Origin of the sequence: Arcobacter sp. 15-2 (assembly GCF_047159865.1) — a bacterium.
In the GTDB taxonomy this organism is placed as follows: domain Bacteria; phylum Campylobacterota; class Campylobacteria; order Campylobacterales; family Arcobacteraceae; genus JAIOSF01.
This window is the reverse complement of record NZ_AP038804.1, coordinates 2,132,833-2,154,860: the sequence shown is the minus strand read 5'-3', so window position 1 is coordinate 2,154,860 and position 22,028 is coordinate 2,132,833. Positions and strand designations below refer to the sequence as shown.

The 22,028-nt window shown below is 28.5% G+C and carries 16 protein-coding genes; 12 read left to right on the top strand and 4 right to left on the bottom strand.

Features of this window, described 5'->3' with window-relative positions; genetic code table 11:
- The first annotated feature begins 71 nt into the window (after positions 1-71).
- Positions 72-2,702 (top strand): valine--tRNA ligase, encoded by a 2,631-nt coding sequence (locus ACMCMH_RS10785; protein ID WP_412725443.1) that lies wholly within the window; start codon positions 72-74, stop codon positions 2,700-2,702.
- 55 nt (positions 2,703-2,757) lie between these two features.
- On the opposite strand, the gene ACMCMH_RS10780 is transcribed toward ACMCMH_RS10785, so the two are convergent.
- Both ACMCMH_RS10780 and ACMCMH_RS10775 read right to left on the bottom strand, forming a co-directional pair.
- Positions 2,758-3,720 carry an integron integrase gene (locus ACMCMH_RS10780; RefSeq protein WP_412725441.1) on the bottom strand — a complete coding sequence of 321 codons (963 nt, stop codon included), beginning with the start codon at positions 3,718-3,720 and terminating at the stop codon, positions 2,758-2,760.
- A gap of 305 nt (positions 3,721-4,025) precedes the next feature.
- Positions 4,026-4,400 carry a winged helix-turn-helix transcriptional regulator gene (locus ACMCMH_RS10775; RefSeq protein WP_412725439.1) on the bottom strand — a complete coding sequence of 125 codons (375 nt, stop codon included), beginning with the start codon at positions 4,398-4,400 and terminating at the stop codon, positions 4,026-4,028.
- 130 nt (positions 4,401-4,530) lie between these two features.
- On the opposite strand from ACMCMH_RS10775, the gene ACMCMH_RS10770 reads away from it, so the two are divergent.
- The 6 genes from ACMCMH_RS10770 to ACMCMH_RS10745 all read left to right on the top strand — a co-directional run bounded on the left by ACMCMH_RS10770 (position 4,531) and on the right by ACMCMH_RS10745 (position 7,959).
- A complete protein-coding gene (locus tag ACMCMH_RS10770) occupies positions 4,531-5,676 on the top strand; it encodes an iron-containing alcohol dehydrogenase (RefSeq protein ID WP_412725437.1) in 1,146 nt (381 codons plus the stop codon).
- Between the two features lie 13 nt (positions 5,677-5,689).
- Positions 5,690-6,277, top strand: coding sequence for an NAD(P)H-dependent oxidoreductase (locus tag ACMCMH_RS10765; RefSeq protein WP_412725435.1), 588 nt, complete (start codon positions 5,690-5,692; stop codon positions 6,275-6,277).
- Positions 6,278-6,289: 12 nt separating this feature from the next.
- Complete coding sequence (locus ACMCMH_RS10760) at positions 6,290-6,580, top strand: putative quinol monooxygenase (RefSeq protein WP_412725433.1); 291 nt, start codon at positions 6,290-6,292, stop codon at positions 6,578-6,580.
- A 13-nt stretch (positions 6,581-6,593) separates the two neighbouring features.
- Complete coding sequence (locus ACMCMH_RS10755; RefSeq protein WP_412725431.1) at positions 6,594-6,974, top strand: DoxX family membrane protein; 381 nt, start codon at positions 6,594-6,596, stop codon at positions 6,972-6,974.
- Positions 6,971-7,444, top strand: coding sequence for a glutathione peroxidase (locus ACMCMH_RS10750; RefSeq protein WP_412725429.1), 474 nt, complete (start codon positions 6,971-6,973; stop codon positions 7,442-7,444). Before ACMCMH_RS10755 ends, ACMCMH_RS10750 begins: the two co-directional genes overlap by 4 nt.
- Before the next feature lie 317 nt (positions 7,445-7,761).
- A complete protein-coding gene (locus ACMCMH_RS10745; protein WP_412728023.1) occupies positions 7,762-7,959 on the top strand; it encodes a penicillin-binding transpeptidase domain-containing protein in 198 nt (65 codons plus the stop codon).
- 214 nt (positions 7,960-8,173) lie between these two features.
- On the opposite strand, the gene ACMCMH_RS10740 is transcribed toward ACMCMH_RS10745, so the two are convergent.
- Both ACMCMH_RS10740 and ACMCMH_RS10735 read right to left on the bottom strand, forming a co-directional pair.
- A complete protein-coding gene (locus ACMCMH_RS10740) occupies positions 8,174-9,379 on the bottom strand; it encodes a class I SAM-dependent rRNA methyltransferase (protein ID WP_412725427.1) in 1,206 nt (401 codons plus the stop codon).
- Positions 9,376-11,367 (bottom strand): EAL domain-containing protein, encoded by a 1,992-nt coding sequence (locus ACMCMH_RS10735; protein WP_412725425.1) that lies wholly within the window; start codon positions 11,365-11,367, stop codon positions 9,376-9,378. The genes ACMCMH_RS10740 and ACMCMH_RS10735 overlap by 4 nt, the downstream gene beginning before the upstream one ends.
- A gap of 275 nt (positions 11,368-11,642) precedes the next feature.
- Here ACMCMH_RS10735 and ACMCMH_RS10730 point away from each other — a divergent pair, with 275 nt between their 5' ends.
- The 5 genes from ACMCMH_RS10730 to ACMCMH_RS10710 all read left to right on the top strand — a co-directional run bounded on the left by ACMCMH_RS10730 (position 11,643) and on the right by ACMCMH_RS10710 (position 22,020).
- Entirely contained in the window at positions 11,643-14,000 is a 2,358-nt protein-coding gene (locus ACMCMH_RS10730; RefSeq protein WP_412725423.1) for an HD domain-containing phosphohydrolase, read from the top strand.
- 61 nt (positions 14,001-14,061) lie between these two features.
- Positions 14,062-15,876, top strand: coding sequence for a menaquinone biosynthesis decarboxylase (locus tag ACMCMH_RS10725; RefSeq protein WP_412725421.1), 1,815 nt, complete (start codon positions 14,062-14,064; stop codon positions 15,874-15,876).
- An 84-nt stretch (positions 15,877-15,960) separates the two neighbouring features.
- Positions 15,961-19,920 carry a PAS domain-containing protein gene (locus ACMCMH_RS10720; RefSeq protein ID WP_412725419.1) on the top strand — a complete coding sequence of 1,320 codons (3,960 nt, stop codon included), beginning with the start codon at positions 15,961-15,963 and terminating at the stop codon, positions 19,918-19,920.
- Positions 19,920-20,927 carry a hypothetical protein gene (locus ACMCMH_RS10715; RefSeq protein WP_412725417.1) on the top strand — a complete coding sequence of 336 codons (1,008 nt, stop codon included), beginning with the start codon at positions 19,920-19,922 and terminating at the stop codon, positions 20,925-20,927. The genes ACMCMH_RS10720 and ACMCMH_RS10715 overlap by 1 nt, the downstream gene beginning before the upstream one ends.
- Positions 20,902-22,020: a response regulator gene (locus ACMCMH_RS10710; RefSeq protein ID WP_412725415.1), complete on the top strand. Its 1,119-nt coding sequence runs from the start codon at positions 20,902-20,904 to the stop codon at positions 22,018-22,020. The genes ACMCMH_RS10715 and ACMCMH_RS10710 overlap by 26 nt, the downstream gene beginning before the upstream one ends.
- The last annotated feature ends 8 nt before the right edge of the window (positions 22,021-22,028 follow it).

Genomic DNA, 22,028 nt, shown 5'->3' with positions numbered 1-22,028 from the left:
CTTATTGCAAATTCGACATTTAATTGATATTTCGATATAATCGCGAACAAATATAAATAGGACAATAAACTATGAGTAATAAATACAATCCAAAAGATGTAGAAGACAAATATTATAAACTATGTGAAGATAGAGGATACTTTGAAATAGATGGAAACAAATCTATTCAAGGCAAAGATGAAAATGGAAAAGATAAAACTTTTTCAATCATGATGCCACCACCAAATGTAACAGGAAGCTTACATATTGGTCACGCTTTAACATTTACTTTACAAGATATTATCACAAGATACAAAAGAATGGACGGGTTTAAAACTTTGTGGCAACCTGGAACAGACCATGCCGGTATTGCAACACAAAATGTTGTTGAAAAACAACTTTTAGCTGAGGGTACAACAAAAGAAGAACTTGGAAGAGAAAAATTTTTAGAGAGAGCTTGGCTTCAAAAAGAGACTAGTGGTGGAAATATTGTTCACCAAATGAGAAAACTAGGTGTAACTCCAGCTTGGAAGCGTGAACGATTTACTATGGATGAAGGTCTTCAAGAAGCTGTAAAAGAAGCTTTTGTAAGCTTGTATAACGAAGGTAAAATCACACAAAACAACTATATGGTAAACTGGTGTACACATGATGGTGCATTATCAGATATCGAAGTTGAACATGAAGAGGTAAATGGTAAATTTTATACTATGGTTTATAAATTTGCTGATGGTTCAGGTGAACTTGAAGTTGCAACAACTAGACCTGAAACATATTTTGGTGATACAGCTATCATGGTTCACCCTGATGATGAAAGATATGTTAGCATCGTTGGTAAAGAGGTATTACTTCCGTTAACTGATAGAAAAATCAAAGTTATCACAGATAAGCATGTTGATATGGAATTTGGAACAGGTGTTGTTAAAGTAACTCCAGCACATGACCAAAACGATTACGAAGTTGGTAAAAGACACAATTTGGAGTTCATAAAATGTTTTGATGAAGCTGGTATTTTAAATGACTATTGTGGAGAGTTTGCAGGATTAGAAAGACTTGAAGCTCGACCTATTATCGTAAAAGCTTTAGAAAACGCAGGATATATTGTAAAAATTGAAGAGCACACTCATCAAGTTGGACACTGTTATAGATGTAAAAATATTGTTGAACCATTTATATCTCAACAATGGTTCTTAAGTGAAGATGTAGCAAAAAACTCAATAGAGAAAACAAAAGCACACAATAACTTTCATCCTGCACACTGGATCAATTCATACACAGCATGGATGGATGAGCTTCGACCTTGGTGTATCTCAAGACAATTATGGTGGGGACATAGAATTCCTGTATTTACTTGTGATTCTTGTAATCATCAATGGGCAGATAAAGCTGATGAGCCAGAAGCTTGTCCTAAATGTGGAAACAAACACTATACTCAAGACCCTGATGTATTAGATACATGGTTCTCTTCTGCACTATGGGCAATGTCACCATTAGGATGGGGAAATAACGGTAAACTTCAAGAACTATATAATCAAGATCAAGATATGAAAGATTTCTTTCCTAACTCATTGCTTATTACTGGTTTTGATATTATGTTCTTTTGGGTTGCTAGAATGATGATGATGAGTGATCACTTTGAAGGTGAGCTACCATTTAAAGATATCTATATGCACGCTTTAGTTAGAGATGAAACTGGTGCAAAGATGTCAAAATCAAAAGGAAATGTAATCGATCCACTTGATATGGTAGAAGAACATTCTGCAGATATCATTAGATTTACTTTAGCATATTTAGCAGTTCAAGGTAGAGATATCAAACTAGGTGCTAAAAACTTAGAGCAGTTCAGAAACTTTACAAATAAACTTTACAATGCATCAAACTTCTTACAACTCAATGTAGAAACTTTTGCAGACCTAAAAGATATAGAAGTGAAAACAGCCCTTGGTAAATATATGCAATCAAGACTTTCACACGCTGTTGATAGTGTAAGAGAAAATCTTGAAACATTTAAATTCAACGAAGCTGCATCTGAACTGTACAAGTTCGTATGGAATGAGTTTTGTGACTGGGGTATTGAGTACTCAAAAGGTTCAAAAGATTCTATTGTAGAGCTTGGTGCTATTTTTAAAGAGACACTGAAAATGATCTCTCCATTTATGCCATTTATTGCAGATCACTTATATCATAAACTTAGTGGAACTACACTTGAAGATGGTGAGTCACTTATGGTAAATAACTTCCCTAAAGATATCAAAAAAGATGAAGAGGTAGAAGCTATGTTTACTATCATCGAAGAAGCTATCACAGCTCTTAGACGAGCAAAAGTTATCATTGATATGGGAAATAGTAAAATAGCAAAAGCTTACATCAAGCTAGATAAAAATATAGATAAAGAGTTAGCGAAACCATTTATCGAAAAACTAGGAAAAGTTGAAAATATAGAGTTCGTAGATGCAAAAGTTGAAAATAGCATCACAGATGTATCAGACAACCTAGAAGTATATTTACCAACTGGTGAGATCGATATGACACCTATTATTTCTAAACTTTCAAAACAAAAAGAGAAACTAGAAAAAGAGATAGCAAAACTAAATGGTATGCTTTCAAACGAAAGATTCGTAGCAAATGCACCAGCTGAAGTTATAGCAGAAAACAAAGCAGGACTAGAAGCTGCACAAGACAAGCTAGGAAAAGTAGAAAACGAACTTAAAAGTTTAAGTTAAAAAATTCTCTTTTCTACATAAAAGCCTCATCGTATTGATGGGGCTTTTTTATTATTTAAAAATCAAGTGGTGATTTTATATCACCTTTATTTAGTTCTTTTACGACGTGCGTATATATCATCGTAGTTTCAATAGATTTATGACCCAGTAGCTCTTGAATACTTCTTATATCTGTACCATTCTGTAATAAATGTGTAGCATAAGAGTGTCTAAATATATGAGCCGTAATTCTTTTATCTATGTTTGATTTTGTTACAGCATTTTTTATATTTCTACTTAAAGTTACATCTAAAATATGATGACGTCTTTGCTCTTTACTTCTTGGGTCTGTTGATATTTTATCCATAGGGAAAACATACTGCCACTTTGTTTCATATTTAGCCTTTGGAAATTTTCGCTCTAACGAATAAGGGGTATATACACTTCCAAAACCATCGTTTAAATCTTTTTGATGTAGCTCTTTTACTTTTTGTACCTGTATTTTAAGTTCTTCTTTAATTTTCAAAGGAAGTGGCAAAGTTCTATCTTTTAATGATTTGCTATCCCAAATATAGATTTTATCAAATCCAAAGTCGATGTCTTTTATCCTTATGTTTTGGACTTCTTTCATTCTAAGGCCACATCCATACATAATCTTAACTATGAGTTGATAGATACCTTTCATATTTACTATTATGTTTCTCACTTCATCTATCGTAAGTACTACGGGGATATGTTTTCTCTCTTGAGCTCTTAATGCTTGTATATTCTCATTTTTTAATGATATATTTAAAACCTGTTCATACAGAAATAATATTGCGTTAAAAGCTTGATTCTGAGTGCTAGGACTTACATTTAGTTTTGTTGCAAGATGGGTAAGAAATTGTTCTATTTCTAATTTTCCCATATCTCTTGGATGTCGTTTATTATGAAAAAGTATATATCGCTTAGCCCAATGAATATAAGTCTTTTCTGTACTTATACTATAATGTTTAAATCTAATTTTATCTTTCATAATATCCAATAATTTTTTACCCACAATACACCTCCCAATAAACTTAACATAATGTATGTTTATTACGATATTACCTTAATATACATACATTATGTACTATTATCGTCTAAATATCGATAATAAATGAACATAAAAACTATATCAAAAACTTAAAATAAATTTAAAAAATATGACATATTGCAATGTTTTTTATAGTAAAATATGCAAGAACTCCTTATTTTAGGTATTTATCGTTGTTTTGTTATACGACATTTTTTATGTATGTTATTTGTTGATTTTCAGGCTATCTTGTATATAATGTATGTTCAATAAATAGTTAGTCTACTAAATTAATTCCAACAAATAGTAGTATTGCAAACATTTTCATCCGTAATTTTGCCATTTTCTTTTACATATTCTATTCCCCATTCAAACATCTCTTTTAAAACTGGTTTTAGTTTTAATCCTATTGGAGTTAGTGAATAAACAACTTTAGGTGGAACTTGTGCAAAGACTTCTCTTTTGATAATATTTTTTTCTTCTAACTCTTTTAGTTTTATAGTAAGTGTTTTTTGACTTATAGCATTGATATCTTCACATAACTCTTTAAATCTTTTGTCATTTTCTAATAAGTACCAAATAACAGCCAACTTCCATCTATCATTAAAAATATCCATGGTTACAGAAACTGAACATTTGTATTCTTTATCATCTATATAGTACATTTAAATCCTTTTATAAATAAATTATATCTATTAAATACTTAATTATCTATTACTTACCTAAAGTAATGTAAGGTATATTTAAGTTAATTAGGTATATTATTCTGAATACAAAACATAAAAAAGGCAAAAAATGAATAATTTTACATACTATAATCCAACGAAAATTGAATTTGGAAAAGAAAAAGAAAATAAAATTGGGGAATACATTAAACAATCAGGTATTAAAAAAATACTATTAGTGTATGGAGCAGGAAGTATCAAAAGAACTGGTCTTTACAAAAAAATTATAATTTCTCTTGAAAAAAATGATATTGAATTTGAAGAGCTATCAGGTGTAGTAAGTAATCCATTGTTAAGTAAAGTAAATGAAGGAATACAACTTGCTAAAGACAATGATATAGAAGCTGTTTTAGGTGTGGGTGGTGGTTCTGTTGTTGATAGTGCAAAAGCTATAGCAGTAGGAAGTATGTATGATGGAGATGTTTGGGATTTCTTTATTAATAAGGCTCAAATAAAAGAAGCTTTATCAGTATTTACAGTTATGACACTTTCGGCAACTGCTAGTGAGATGAATGGAAATGCAGTAATCATTAATGATGACACAAAACAAAAATACTCTATAGCATCTGTACTTATCAATCCAAAAGTATCTGTAATAAATCCAGAATTAATGGCAACAGTAAGTAAAGAATACTTAGCATATTCTGCTGTTGATGTTATCTCACACTGTATAGAAGTTTATTTTACAGCGAGTACACATCCACATTTTAACTCAAGAATAGTTGAATCTATAGTTAAAACAGTTATGGAAACAACAGAAATATTATTAGAAAATCCAAATGATTATGATGCACGAGCTGAGTTTGCATGGGCAGCTATACAAGGACTCAATGGTTTAACACCAGCAGGAACTGAAGGTGGTAGTTTTCCAAATCACATGATAGAACACTCACTTTCTGCATTATACAATGTAGCACATGGAGCAGGATTATCTGTTGTTATTCCTGCTTGGATGAAATGGTATAAAGAACAAAATGTAGCACAATTTAAAAGATTTGCAAAAGAGATTTTTAATAGTGAAGATGAAAATGTAGCAATAGAAAAACTTGAACAATGGTTTGCTAAAATTGGTGCGCCAACAACACTAAAAGAGGTAAATATTCCAAGAAATGGAATCGAAGATTTAGCTATAAATGCAAATGAATTAGCAAATGTTTGGGGACTGGGTGAATTGTATTCAAAAGAAACTATTGTAAAAATATTAGAAAAAGCATAATATGGAAAAGGTTATGAAAAAAGCGTTAATAATAAATGCGTACGAAACTTATGAAGGTATAGGAGAGGGAAGACTTAATAAAAGTCTTTGCCAAATTGCTGAGGAAACATTAATCCAAAAGAATTATCAAGTGAAAACAACTACACTTGAAAATGGTTATACATTAGATGAAGAATTGGCAAAAAACATAGAAGCAGATCTTATCTTTGTTCAATTTCCTGTGTATTGGTTCAGTGCACCTGCTTTATTTAAAAAATATATTGATGAAGTATATGGATTTGCATATGCAAATGGTTTTTTATGTCAAGGTGATGGAAGAACACGAAGTGATTTAAGTAAAAAGTATGGTTCTGGTGGATTAAAAGATGGTGCTAAATATATGATTTCTACAACATGGAATGCTCCAGAAGATGCCTTTAATGATGAAAATCAATTTTTTGATGGTAAGAATCTTGATGAAGTACTTATAGGAATGCATAAAACTTATCAATTTTTTGGTATGGAAGCACTCCCTTCATTTGGAATGTATAATATATTTAAAGAAGACACTATAAGTGATGATGTTGCACTGTTTAAAAAACATGTTGAAAATATATTTTAAAAGGAATTTATAATGTCAAAAATAACAATCGTAGCAAAAATTACAATTAAAGAAGAGTTTACAAATGAAGTTTATCCTTTGTTGGTAGATTTACATACAAGTACTTTGGAAAATGATGATGGATTTATTCAATATGATTTACACAAAGATTTGGATAATAAAAATAGTTTTATTTTTATCGAGACATGGGAAAATAATGAATTTTTAGAGATACACATGAAAAAAGAACATTTTCAACTGTTTGTGAAGAATACTGAAAATAAACTAGAGAATTTAGAAATTACTAAATTAGAAAAAATATAAAGGGTTATTAATTATGAAAAAAATATTATATATTGTATTTAAATATTTATTAGGAATATTATTTGTACTAGGTGGTATTGCACATTTTACAAAAACAGAGTTTTATTTAAAGGCAATGCCAGAGTATTTACCTCTTCATGAATTTATTGTTTATGCAAGTGGTGTATTAGAAATTGTATTAGGTATACTCTTACTTATAAATAAAACAACTCGAAAAGCAGCTATAGGAATAATAGTATTATTAATAGCTGTTTTCCCTGCAAACATACATATGTATCTCAATTATACTGATTTTCCAGATATGAGCGAAACTGCACTTCTTATAAGATTGCCTATTCAGTTAATACTTATAGCTTGGGCATATGTTTACACTATAAAAAAGGATGAAAAATGAGTATATATGATTTAATGGTAAAAGACATAGATGGAAATGAAATATCTATGTCAAAATATAAAGGCAAGACTTTATTGATCGTAAATGTAGCTAGTAAATGTGGATTTACAAATCAGTATGAAGGACTAGAAGAATTGTATGAAACTTATAAAGATAAAGATTTTATGGTTTTAGGTTTTCCTTCAAATGAGTTTTCAAAACAAGAACCAGGAAATGAGGAAGAGATTAAAAGTTTTTGTTCTCTTACATATGATGTAAAATTTGATATGTTTTCAAAAATCGAAGTAAATGGAGATAATCAATCTGCTCTATATAAATTACTCAAAGAAGAACAATCTGGACTATTAGGAAATAAAATAAAATGGAATTTTACAAAATTTTTAGTAGATAAAAATGGAAAAGTAATTGATAGATATGCTCCTATAACAAAACCACTTTCAATTAAAAAAGACATTGAAAAAATATTATAATTTATATAAATAATGATAAAATAAGATAAAATTTTATTCTAAATTAAACTTCAAAGACTAACAAAACACAGGAAAAGAACAAGTTACCCATCGGATTTTTAAGCCTCAAATAGCTATCATTTGGTGGTTATAAAAAGAAGTCAGCGAACTGATTGAGGGTAACTTGTCCTTCAGTTCTGCCGTTATATAAAAGGGGAAAAAATGAACAATGTAAGAATAATCGTACTCATAAGCATTTTATTCAATTTTGCACTAGCACAAAATAAAGACTTAGAAAATATTTTTGAAACAACACATCACTAAATAATGAAGAGTTTATACACAACGATACAAGAGCCATAAAAAGGTATATTCCAGCATCAACTTTTAAAATACCAAATACACTTATTGCTTTAGAGGAAAGAGCGATAAAAGACGAATATGAGATTATTAAGTGGGATGGTAAAAAAAGATTTTATAAACCATGGAATAAAAATCAAAATTTACAAAGTGCTATTGCAATATCATGTGTTTGATGTTATCAAAAATTGTCACAAGAAATAACATTTGGTTTTTTGCATTAAATGCTAATATTAAAAAAGAAGAGTTAAAATATAGAAAACAAATTGTAATGGAAGCGTTAAAAATTAAGAATATTATATAACAAGTTAGAGGAGCCAATAAATTACCTGTGGGCAATTTATCGGCTCATTTTAAACATTATCTTTACAAAGAATAAAAAATAAGATACTACCGCTTCTTAATAAAAACAACCTTTAAATAATCACCCTCTTTAAATTCATTGCACACTCTAAAATCTTTAGGAAGAGAAAAAGTTTCTAGGATATCATATCTTCCTCTTAACTCTTTAAATGCTTGTTCTATAAACTGTCGAAACTTCATCATTCCAAAGTTTGCTGAGTTTGTAGAAGCTACGATGATGCCATTTTTATTGGTTATTTGTATCACTTCTTTTAAAAGTTTTACATAATCTTTAGACACTGAAAATGTCATTTTTTTACTTCGTGCAAAGCTTGGTGGGTCTAATACCACCATATCAAACTTGTACTGTTTTTTAACGGCATATTTAAAATAGTTAAATACATCATCTACAATTATCTCTTGTGAATTTGGATCTATATCATTTACTGCAAACTGCTCAGAAGTTTTAGCTAAACTTCTTTTTGCTAAATCTACACTCGTAGTTTTAACTGCTCCTCCAAGTGCTGCATAAACTGAAAAAGCTCCTGTGTATGAAAATGCATTTAGTACTGTTTTACCTTTAGAGTATTTATCTCGTATAGTTTTTCTCACCTCTTTTTGGTCTAAAAATATACCAGTCATAGCACCATCATCTAAGTATACTGCAAAGTTCACATCATTTTCTTTTACGATAAGTGGTTTTGGTGCTTCAGTTCCGCATACAAAGTCACTCTCATTTTCTACATATTGACCTTTCGTATCAAATCTTTTTTTCTCGTAGATACCTTTATATTCTGTGGAGCTTTTTAAAGCTTCAACAATCATATCTTTAAAAGTATATATACCCAAACTATACCAAGTGATCATATAGTACCCATCGAAATAGTCAATCGTGATACCACCTAATCCATCACCTTCACCATTTACTACTCGAAATGCTGTAGTTATATTTTGTTTTCCTTGTTCATAAAAATACTCTCTATTTGATATAGCTTCTTTTATTTTTTTTATAAAAAAAGCTGTATTTATCTCTTCATTTTTATCGTATGTTAAAACCCAACCATACCCTTTGTTTTGACGACCATAATACCCTCTTCCTATAAACTTATTATTTGAAGTTAATAGATTGATTATAGCCCCCTCTTCTTTTAATATATCAGCATCATTAAAAATCTCTTTTTGAATTAAAGGATATCTATTTTGATACTCATTTGTATATTGTGGTTTAATTTTTACATCTATTATATTTTTCATTTGTTCCTTTGTTCTAATTCTTCTGGTTTTCCAAAGTAATAACCTTGCGAATAATCTACACCTATCTCATTTAAAATATTGAAAATAGTTTCATTTTCAACATATTCTGCAATTGTTTCAATATTTTGCTTTTGTGCAAATAAAACTATTGTTTCAACTATATTTCTACTAAATGGATCTTTTTCTATATTTTTCACTAAAGAGCCATCTATTTTAAGGATATCTGGACTAAATTCTAAAATTCTTTCAAAATTAGAATAACCAGCACCAAAATCATCGATAGCAATTTGAACACCTTTACTCTTTATCTCTCTTATAAAATCTTTAATGACTTCAAAATCTTGAACATTTTCATCTTCTAAAAGCTCAAAAATAATTCTATTTGCTTCACCTTTATGTTGCTCAAGTAAAGTAAAAATTTGTGTTCTTGTTTGTTCATTTTCTATATCTACAGCCGAGATATTAATTGAAAGTTTTGTATTAATTGTTTTGAGAATTTTAAAAGAATTTTCTAAAACTCTTTGTGTTATTTTATTATAATAACTCCCTTTTTTAGAAATATTTAAAAAATGAAAAGGGGAAAGAATCTCCCCGTTTTCATCTATTAGCCTTACTAATGATTCATATTTCTCAACCTCTTTTGTTTTATTATTAATAATTGGTTGAAAATAAGAAACAATATTAAAATTATCCAATGCAATTTTTACAGTCTTGATCATCTCTAAGTTCTCTTTTGCTTCTTTTGAAGCTATAATTGAAGAGTCATTTGAAAAGCTCACTTTAGTTTTTTGTTTTAGAGCATTTTCTAATCCCTCTTTTGCATCCTCATAAAGCATATACTTTCCAATAGCATAACTTACTGTAATATTAAGATCAAATTCCATATCTTCAAATTCTAAATTTGATTTTTTTACATTTTCGACAAAATCATTGAGATACTTTTCAAGACTTAATTCCGATTTATTAAAATCTTCAAATTCAGTTAATAAAGCAAAACTACCATTTCCTACAGAATAAACATTTACAAAACTATATTCTTTTGGAAGGTAGGAAAGGAGTTGAAAAGCAAAATTCTTTTCAACTTTTTCAACTGTTGAGGCATTATAAAACTTATCAAGCATATCAAACTCATCAATTTGTAAGACAACTAATATAGAGAGCTCGTTTTCCTCTATTTTTTCAAAAAGAAACTTTTTATCATCAACTACCGTATTAAGATTATCTCTTACTACAAAATATTCTACAATTTCATTTTTAATATTTTTAATAGGTGTGATAATAGTTCGTACATAATAAGTACTTCCACTTTTAGACTGATTTTTAATTACACCTTCCCAACTCTCCTCTTTTACTTTTAGCGTATGCCACATCTCTTCATAAAGTTCATTTGGATTTTCATGGTGTCTGGTGATATTATGTTTTTTCCCTATCACCTCTTCTCTTTTATAACCACTTATTTTACAAAAGCTATCATTCACATAAGTGATGATACCCTCAGTGTCAGTTTTAGAGATAATATTGCTTTGATCCATCAAATTTAGATATTGTTCTATATAATATTTATGATTTTTTGCTTCATATTCTAGCTTAAACTTTTCAATAACTTTTTCAAGACTATTTAATAATTCATCAAAACTAAAAGGTTTAAGAATATAACCATCTACATTTAAATTTATACTTTGTAAAAAAATATCTGATTCATCATGTTGAGATAAAATAATAAAATAACAGTTTCGATTCTCATTTTGTATTTTTTTTATCATCTCTATACCATTTAATTTTGGCATATTAATATCTGTGATAACAATATCTACTTTATTATGTAAAAACTTATTAAAACCATCTTCACCGTTATTAGCTAAAATTATATTTTCAAACATAGGTGACAAAAATTTCAATGTATACTCTTGTGAAACTACATCATCTTCTACATAGAGTAAATTTATATTTTTTGAATAATTTCGAATCTCTTCTCTTCTATTTTTCATTTTGTAGCCTCACTTACATTTTACATGATACTATTAAGTATATATGTAATTAATACTTTTACTAAACTGTTGAAATATAATTAGCAATGTTTTAACTTTATAACTGTACCATCTCTTTACTTTTGATTGAAATAATTATATTGATAAATTTTTTAAATTTCATTGATATGTATCTTTATGTAATTTATTATAGCTATATTCCTTTTTCTTTTTTATAAGAATAAATATTATTATAAGGATTTTATAAATATAATATTAAAGAATAAGGAACCTAAATGAAAAACCTACATATTGGAATACGCCCAACAATTCTTACTATATTTACATTAATAGTTTTGCTTACTCTTTTTGTTACACTTGGATTACAATACTATTTTTCACAAACAATAGCTTTAGAGTCTGTAGAAAAAGATATGAAAAAAACCGCTTCCAACACATCTTTAAAAATAGACAATATAGAAAATTCTGTTACTAACATTGTAACGATAACAGAATTGCTAGATGAAAGTACTAAAAAACCAGAAGAACTTCTTACACACCCCTTAACAAATAAATTTACAACTTTTATGAGTAGTTATCCTTTTATCTATGCCATGTATATAGGATATGAAAATGGTGATTTTTATGAAGTTATAAACTTAGATGTTAATCCATCTTTAAGAATGAAGTATAATTCCAATCATAAAGAACGATGGCTACTTTTAAAAGTAAGTCAAAAGGCAACGCAACGAATACAAGAAAACTGCTTTTTAAATAAAGATTTAAAAATACTTAGAACAACAAGTGAAATTTCAAATTATAATCCAACAAAAAGACCATGGTATAAAAAAGCTTTCAATGATTCAAATATTATTAAAACCGAACCTTATCAGTTTTCAAACTTTGATTCTTTAGGTCTAACTTACGCAAAAAAAATAAAGAATACCCATAACATCATAGGAGTAGATGTTTCACTTAAAACTATTTCATCACTTTTGAAATCTGAAACTGATATTAAAGGATCTCTCTCTTTTTTATTAGACCAAGATAAGAATAAACTTCTTGCTTCGAATGTAGATCATCACATTTCAAAAGAGGATATAAGTGAATTTATAAATCAAATAAAGCTCAAAAATTTATCTATATCATTTAACGAAAAAATATATTTTATATCTAATAGTATTTTAGTATCTCCTTTAGGAACAAAAAGCCAGCTTATAACTTTAACACCAAAAGAAATCATCATGGCTCCCTATAATGAAGAGATAACTTATGCTATTATTCTGAATTTATTTGTAATGTTATTACTTTCTCCGGTTATGTTTTATTTAACAAAACTAGTTTCAAAACCAATCCATGCACTTGAGATAGAAAACGAGAAGATAAAAAATAGAAAATTTGATGAAGTTATACATATCAATACTAAAATAAGTGAACTATCTTCTCTTTCAGATTCATTAGTTTCTATGTCAACTTCTATTAAAGAGTATGAAGAAGCTCAACTGAAACTCATGGATTCTTTTATAGAGCTCATAGCTGGTGCAATTGATGCAAAATCGGAATACAATGGTGAACATTGTAACAAAGTTCCTATTATAAGTATAGAGTTAGCCAAGATTGCTTCTGAAGCAAAAAATGGTGTTTTTGAAGATTTTACAATCGAAAATGAAGATCAAATGAGAGAGATTAGTATTGCTGCTTGGTTGCATGATTGTGGAAAAGTAACCACACCAGAATATATCATAGATAAAGCAACAAAATTAGAAACTATTTACAATAGAATTCATGAAATCAGAATGCGATTTGAAATTGTTTATCGTGATTTGATAATTGACTATCATAAACAACTGCAAAATACAAAAGATAAAAAACAATTAGAAAATAACTTGAAAATTGAACAACAAAAACTGATTGATGATTTTAATTTTGTAGCAATATCTAATGTTGGTGGTGAATATATGGATCAAAAAAGTAAAGATAGAATTAAGATGATAGCTCAAAGAACATGGCAAAAATATTTTGATGATAGTATTGGGCTTTCTTATGATGAAGAACTAAGATATGAAAAAAATGACAGTAATATAGAATACATTCTTGCAAATAAGAAAAGTCATATTATTCCACGGACAAACTTTTCACAAGAGGAACATGACAAGTACAACTTTAAGATGGAAGTTCCAAAAGATCTTTATAATTTAGGAGAGATTTACAATTTAACCGTAGAAAGAGGTACTTTAACAAAAGAAGATCGATTTAAAATTAGCGAACATGTAATCATGTCAATAAAAATGTTAGAGATGCTACCATTTCCAGAAAACCTTAAAAATGTACCACAATATGCAGGAGGACACCACGAAACACTCATTGGTACAGGTTATCCTCGACAACTAACAAAAGAGCAACTTTCTATCCCTGCTAGAATTATTGCATTGGCTGATGTTTTTGAAGCCTTAAGTTCTTCAGATAGACCATATAAAACACCAAAAAAACTCTCTGAAGTTATTAAAATATTGAGTTTTATGGTTAAAGACAAGCACATCGATAAAGATATCTTTGAATTATTTTTGACAAGTGGTTTTTATAAAAAATATGCAGAAGAAAATTTAACAGCGGAACAAATAGATGAAGTGGATGTAAATAGTTATATATCTTAAAAATATTATCAAGAGATATAAAACCCATATGAACTAATAGTTGTTTTGCTATAATAAAAGTATGGAAGATAAAATAATAAAACAACTAAAAGAAAATAACTTATTAAGAATAATCGATGAACCTTTAGATATCTATCTTGAGATTCCACACATTGCTTATATAGAAGTAAAAAAAGAGGATAGCAAAGCCCTACTTTTTACAAATCCTATTGATAAAAAAAACAATAAAACATTTGATACTCCAGTACTCATGAATGTTTTTTGTAACGAAGAAGCAGTCGAGCTTTTCATAGGTGATGGTGATAAAATAGCAAAAGAGATAGAAGGCTTACTTAAAATGAAACCACCAACTGGTTTTATGAACAAACTTGCAATGTTCGGACAACTTTTCAATCTAAAATCAGTTTTTCCAAAAAGACTCAAAGGAAAAGGGGAATGTCAACAAATCATCAAACTAGGAAAAGAAGCAAAACTAAGTGACATACCAGTTTTAACAACTTGGGAACAAGATGGTGGTCCGTTTATTACTATGGGACAAGTATACACTACAAGCCTTGATGGCACTATGCACAATGTAGGGATGTACCGACTTCAAATTTATGATGACCAAACAGTAGGGATGCATTGGCAGATACATAAAGATTCAAATCACTTTTTTCACGAATACAAAAAAGCTGGTAAAAAGATGCCTGTTTCTATTGGTATTGGTGGAGATCCTATGTATATTTGGTGTGGGCAAGCGCCATTACCAATTGGTGTATTTGAACTTATGTTATATGGTTTTGTTAAAAAGAAAAATGCACAACTAGTAAAATCTATCACAAACGATATCTATGTGCCAAACGATGTAGACTTTGTTATTGAAGGCTTAGTTGATGTTGAAAATATGAGAATAGAAGGACCATTTGGAGATCATACTGGATACTATACTTTAGAAGAAGATTATCCATTTATGGATGTTACGGCGATTACTAGTAAAAAAAATCCTATCTATGCAGCAACAGTTGTAGGAAAACCTCTTTTAGAAGACAAATATATGGGTCATGCAACAGAGCGAATATTTTTACCTCTTTTACAAACTACTGCACCTGATTTGTTAGATTATTATATGCCTGAAAATGGTGTATTTCATAATCTAATCTTAGGAAAAATAAAAACAGCATACCCAGGTCATGCTCAACAAATCATGCACGCTTTTTGGGGAGTTGGTCAAATGAGTTTTGTAAAGCACGCTATTTTTGTAGATCAAGATGCCCCTGATTTACCAAGTATGGAAGTGATACCTTATATTTTAGATAGATTTACAACTGACAATATACTTATTACAAAAGGTGTTGTTGATGCACTCGATCATAGTAGTCCAAAGTTTGCAGTTGGTGGAAAACTTGGGATTGATTGTACTGGAAATGATATAGCTGAACTTGGTATAGAAATTTTAGAAGATGCTGTACTTTTAGAAAAGATGCAAAATATATCTAAAGATATCAAAGGACTTAAACAGTATTATACTGATACAAAAAGTCCTATTGTAGTTATATCTGTGGAGAAAAATAGAAGCCAAAAATATCTTATCGATGAATTAAAACCACTTTTTAATCATATCAAAATCCTTGCAATCGTTGATGAAAAAAACAATGAACTCAATAATCCATACATGCTAATTTGGAGAGTTGTGAATAATATCGATAGCAATAGAGATATTTATATCGATGGACAAACAGTTAGTATCGATGCTACAAACAAAAATAATCATGACAATTTTCAAAGAAGATGGCCAGATGATGTTGTTTGTACAAAATCTGTAATTGATGATTTAAGACAAAGAAAAATCATCGATATAGATGATAACTTTATTAAATATTGGGGACTTATATAATAAATTTCATAACTTAAACTTTGAGAAAGTTATCTTTTAGTATTCATATAATAAAATGGATTATCTTAACTAAGGAATTTTGATATGAAAATTAAAATTAAAATACTTCTCTCTTTATTTCTTAGTGTTACTGTAATGTTTGTTATATTTAGTTTTATCGCCCATAAATATGACAAACAAAAATATATCGACATCACCAAAGATCAACTTTTATCTGTAGCAAATATACAAAAACATAGAATTGAACAGTATCTCAATAATAATAAAAACTTATTGTCAATCATAACAAATAGAAGAGAGCTTTCAGATTTACTTGAACAATACAGTCAAAACTCTCACAAAAATCATTTAAATAAAATAAACATAATTATAGAAGAATTTAAAAATAGTATAAATGAGATTCAAGAAGTAAAGGTTACTGATTTGCAAGGAAATATTCTTTCAGCAACAGATTCTAAGCTTATAAATAATAAGATTTTCTCTTTTCCTCTTTCTATCGAACAACTTCAAGCCATAAAGATAGGACTAAATATTAAAAATAAAGATGGTATTTTGGTATTCCAATCAAGAGCGCCTATTTATTCAAAAAATAAAATTATAGGTACTGTATATATCGATGTTAGTTTAGACGAATTAAAAAAAATAACTTCTGATTATACTGGTCTTGGAAAAACAGGGGAAACCATCATCGCTAAAAGAACCATTGATGGTGGATATATCTTAACACCACGACGATTTGATACCAATTCAATAGAAAAAAGAATAATTACTCAATCAAATCAAAACAGCACAATATTCAAGGCTCTAAACAATGAAATAAGCTTTTTTCAAAATGTAAAAGATTATCGTTCTATAGAAGTTTTTGCTGCAACTACTTATATACAAAATATAAACTGGGGTATTGTTGTAAAGATTGATAAAGAGGAGTTATTTCAAAACCTTCAAAGTCACCAAAATGATCTGTATGCTATGCTTGCATTGGTTATCCCTATGGTACTTTTACTTTCTATTACTATTTCAAGAAATTTAAGTAATCCTATTATTGAACTTACCAAAACTGTCGATGCTTTCTCTAAAGATGACTTCAATCAAAAATCACATATTCAAAGTAATGATGAAGTGGGTACTTTAGCCAAAACATTTAACAAAATGACAGAAGATCTTGTAAGTTTTACAAATCGACTTACAGAAGCACAAAAAGTAACGAATATGGGTAGTTGGGAATACGATTTAGTTTCCAAAACACTGTATTGGTCGGATGAAGTATACGATATTTTTGAAGTAGATAAAAATGATTTTCATTTAACTTATGACAATTTTATTCGATGTATTCATAACGATGATAAAAAAAGAGTAAAAGAGGCATTTAAAAAATCACTACAATCAAATTCACAATATAGTGTGATTCATAAAATAATAACTCCCTCAGGAAACTTGAAAATACTTGAAGAAAGAGCTGTCCATAAAGTTGATAGTAATGGAAATTTATCAAGAACATTTGGTGCTGTTCGAGATATAACACATGAAAAAATAAAAGAACAAAACCTAAAGAATCAACTAGCACTTACTGATGAACATATTATTATTTCATCAACTGATGTTGAGGGAAATATCACTTATGCGTCAAAAGCATTTTGTGAAATTAGTGGATATGAATTTTCAGAATTGGAAGGAAAAAATCATAGAATAGTTAGACATCCTGATATGTCAAATGAACTTTACACTAATCTTTGGGAAACAATAAAAAAAGAAAAAACTTGGAAAGGTATCATTAAAAATAGAAAAAAAGATGGTGGGTATTATTGGGTTGAGGCAAGTATAAGTCCTGTTTATAATTTAGAAAATAAACTTATTGGATATACTGCAATAAGAAAAGATATAACCAATGAAAAGAAAATAGAAGAAGCTCAAAGAATAGCACAGATGGGTAGCTGGGAACTAGAGATAGCAACAGGTAAAATTAGAGGTTCTCAACAAATGTATGAAATCTATGAACTTGATGACAAGAGCCTTTTGGATCGTAACCATTTTATTGATATGATTGAAGCAAAAGATTTAGATAGAGTTCTTCAGCAATTAAATCAAGCTATTAATAATTTAGAAACTTTTAAAGCTGAATTTAGCATCAAACTAAAAAACAATAAACGAAAATATATATTTGTACAAGCAGAAGTTGAATTTGATACATTTAAAAAACCACTTAAAATGATTGGAATCATACTCGATATAAGTGAAAGAAAAATGATAGAAACCCAACTCCAAAATGCTAAAATATCAGCAGAACAAGCTTCTATTGCAAAAGGTGAATTTGTAGCAAATATGAGTCATGAGATACGAACACCTATGAATGCTATTTTAGGTTTTACAGATCTGGCACTTCGTTCCAAAAATTTACCTGAAGAGATAAATGAATATATTAAAAAAACAAAATCATCCGCGAGTGGATTGTTACAAATTATTAATGACATTTTAGATTTTAGTAAACTAGAATCTCAAAAACTAGATTTAGAAAACATCCCTTTTAATCTCAAAAACTTATTAGCAGAAGTAATTGGTATGCTAGAAGTAAATGCAAATCAAAAAGGTATTGACCTTATATTACGATTAGAAGATTTAGAAAACTGCTATTTAGGTGATCCGCATAGAATTAAACAAGTGATGATAAATATAATTGGAAATGCCATAAAATTTACAGAAAATGGTAGTGTTACACTAAAAGTATATCCAAAAAGAAAAGTAATTATTTTTGAAATTATTGATACAGGTATTGGTATGAGTGAAGACCAACTAAGTACTATTTTTGATGCATTTGTACAAGCAGATGCATCTACAGTACGACGATTTGGAGGAACTGGACTAGGTACTGTTATTAGTAAACAACTTGTGAATTTGATGGATGGAAATATCATTGTAGAAAGTAAAATTTATAATGGTTCTACTTTTACTATAACTCTGCCACTTACCAAAACACCGTGTACAGAATCTTCGCTATATAACAATACAATCGATCACACAATTGTTGAGTCAAAACGATTATTTAATATTCTTTTAGCAGAAGATAATGATTTAAATGCCGAATTAGTTCAAATAAATTTAGGAATAGAACTTGGACATAAAATCACATGGGCAAAAAATGGATTAGAAGTGCTTAAAGAGTTAGAAAAACCAAATAATTTTGATCTTATATTAATGGACATTCATATGCCATTGATGGATGGTATTGAAACAACACAAAAAATAAGAGAGAAAGAAAAAGAGACAGGAGAACATATATCTATTATCGCGCTCACAGCCTCTGTAACAAAAAAAGAACAAGCAATGACACTACAATATGGTATGGATGGGTTCGCTCTCAAACCTCTTATTTTAAATGACTTAATTGATGAGATAGAAAATGTAGTTCCTTCTCATTTAGGTACGAAAAATTCTAAAATCATTACTACAAACACAATAGTAGATAAGCAGTTAAATTTAGAGTCCCTAAAAGATATCATAAATATTGAACAAGGTTTAAAAATATGGAGAGATGAAAACAATTATTTGGAAGCACTTGAAAAGTTTTGTAAAAATCATAAAAATGATATAGATATACTTAAAAAATCTCTACAAAATAATGATAAAGAAGTGGTGATTCGAATTATACATACACTCAAAGGCTTATCATTGGGATTTGATAATATTCATGACATTATCCATGACATAGATAAACAATTAAAAATATCATTAAGTAGTGTTGATACAACTGTACTAGAAGAGGAGATGAAAAAAATATGTAATGCAATCAACTCAATAAAACACAATCAACCAACTAAAATGATAGAAAGAATGGATAGAGATGATCTTATAAATAGCATACAAACCCTCATCGATATGCTAGATAATGGTGAAAATAACGATGATTTATTCAAAAATATTGTTGACAACCTAAAATTACTTATAAAAAATTCTCAAGTATTTAAACTAAAAAATAGCATTGAAAATTTTGACTATGAAGAAACAATTAAAATATTTAACACTATTTTAATCGAATTAAAGGATAAATAGTGAGTATTCGATTTTTATTTATCTATTTCTTAATTGTTGCTGTTTTTATATCTATAGGTGGTCTTTTTTTAAAAACCACTTCTCAAGATACTACACTAGTAGATATCTCTAAAAATCAGTATTATGAAAACTATCTTTCAAAAGAGAGAATATTTCTCAATATGATTAGTCAGTATACTACATCATTAAAAGCGCTTCAATCAAATCAACTATTTTATCAATATATAGTAGATAAAAAAGAGAAAAAAAAACTTTTAGAACTATTTTTACACAATAAAAAGTCTTTTCAAGATATAACACAAATCAGATACTTAGATAAAAATGGTATGGAAAAACTGCGAATAAATGGAAATGCTATCTCTCTTTATGGGGACAATGCTATGTCTAGTATTGTAAAAGAAAAGAATTTACAAAATAAATTTAATAAGAACTACTTTCAACAATTCATACAACTAAAACCTTTAGAAATTGGTTATTCAAAAATAGACCTAAATAGGGACAATGGTAAAATAACTCTACCCAAAGAACCAACACTACGAATTGGAATTGGAGTTTACGGTAACAATAAAACAATTCAAGGTGTTTTGATTTATAATATTTCTTTGAGAAATTTTTTCAAAACACTCCATGATTCTAGTTTATATAATATTTCTATTTGTGATAATAATGGCGATTTTTTAGTACATCACGATTTCAGATATGGGCTTTTAGGTAATGACAATAACTATTCATTAAAGAATGAATTTCCAAAAGAATATAAAAACATACTAAAAAATGATGAATATAGAGGTTCAAATATTTACTCACATCGAATTAATATAGCAAATAATAAACACAACATAAAGTTTATACTAAAAGCAAAATATACAGACCTTTTTAATTTAAAATATTTTATAACACAAAATTTCTTTCTTATTAGTCTAATTATTGCTATAATATTTTTGCCATTGGTATATTATTTTATTCAAAAAAGGAGTGTCGATGAAAAAAACAATATTGGTAGTTGATGATACCCCACAAAATATTCAACTAATAAAAACACTTTTAGAAAAAGAAAACTACAATGTAAAAGTAAGTACAAATGGTAAGAAAGCACTTGATATAGTAAGATCGAGTCAAAAGAAGCCAGATCTTATACTTCTAGATATTATGATGCCCGAAATGGATGGATATGAGGTATGTAAAGAACTCAAAAAAGATCCTAATACTTCAAATATACCTATTATTTTTGTTACAGCAAAAGGTCAAACTGATGATGAAACTTTTGGCTTACAATTGGGTGCTATTGACTATATTAGTAAACCTATATCAACTCCTATTCTATTAGCAAGAATCAAAACTCATCTTCAACTACATAATCTTCTTTACAATTTAGAACAAACGGTTCAAGAAGAGATTCAAAAAAGAGAAACACAAGAAAAAATACTCATGCAACAGTCAAAACAAGCAGCCATGGGTGAAATGATAGATGCTATAGCACATCAATGGAAACAACCAATAAATGTTATTAATATGTATATTGATTTATTGATGTATGATTATGAGGACGATAAAATTAGTAAAAGTTATATTGAAGATTTTCAAAATAAATCATTTTTTCAAATTCAACATATGATAAATACCCTAGATGAATTTAGAGATTTTTTTAGACCAAATAAAAAAATTGTTGAATTTAATTTAAAAGATAATATAAAAAAAGTATTACTTTTATTACAAGATGAATTGATTAAAAATGCTATAACAGTTACTGAAGAGATTGAAGAAAATCTCTTTATTAGTGGTAATGAAAATGAATTTAAACATATCATTATAAACTTGATAAATAACTCAAAAGATGCATTCCATGAAAAAAATATCCAAGACAAAAAGATACAAATAAAGCTTAGCGTAAATGATGAGAACAAAATCATAACACTACAAGACAATGCAGGAGGAATCCCTGAAAATATCATAGATAATATTTTTAAACCAAATGTTACTACAAAAAAAGAAGGAACAGGAGTAGGACTCTATCTCTCTTCTCAAATTGCACAAAAATTAGGTGGAAACCTTAGTGTGAAAAATATAGAAGATGGAGTTATTTTTACACTTGTAATTTAAAAGTTATT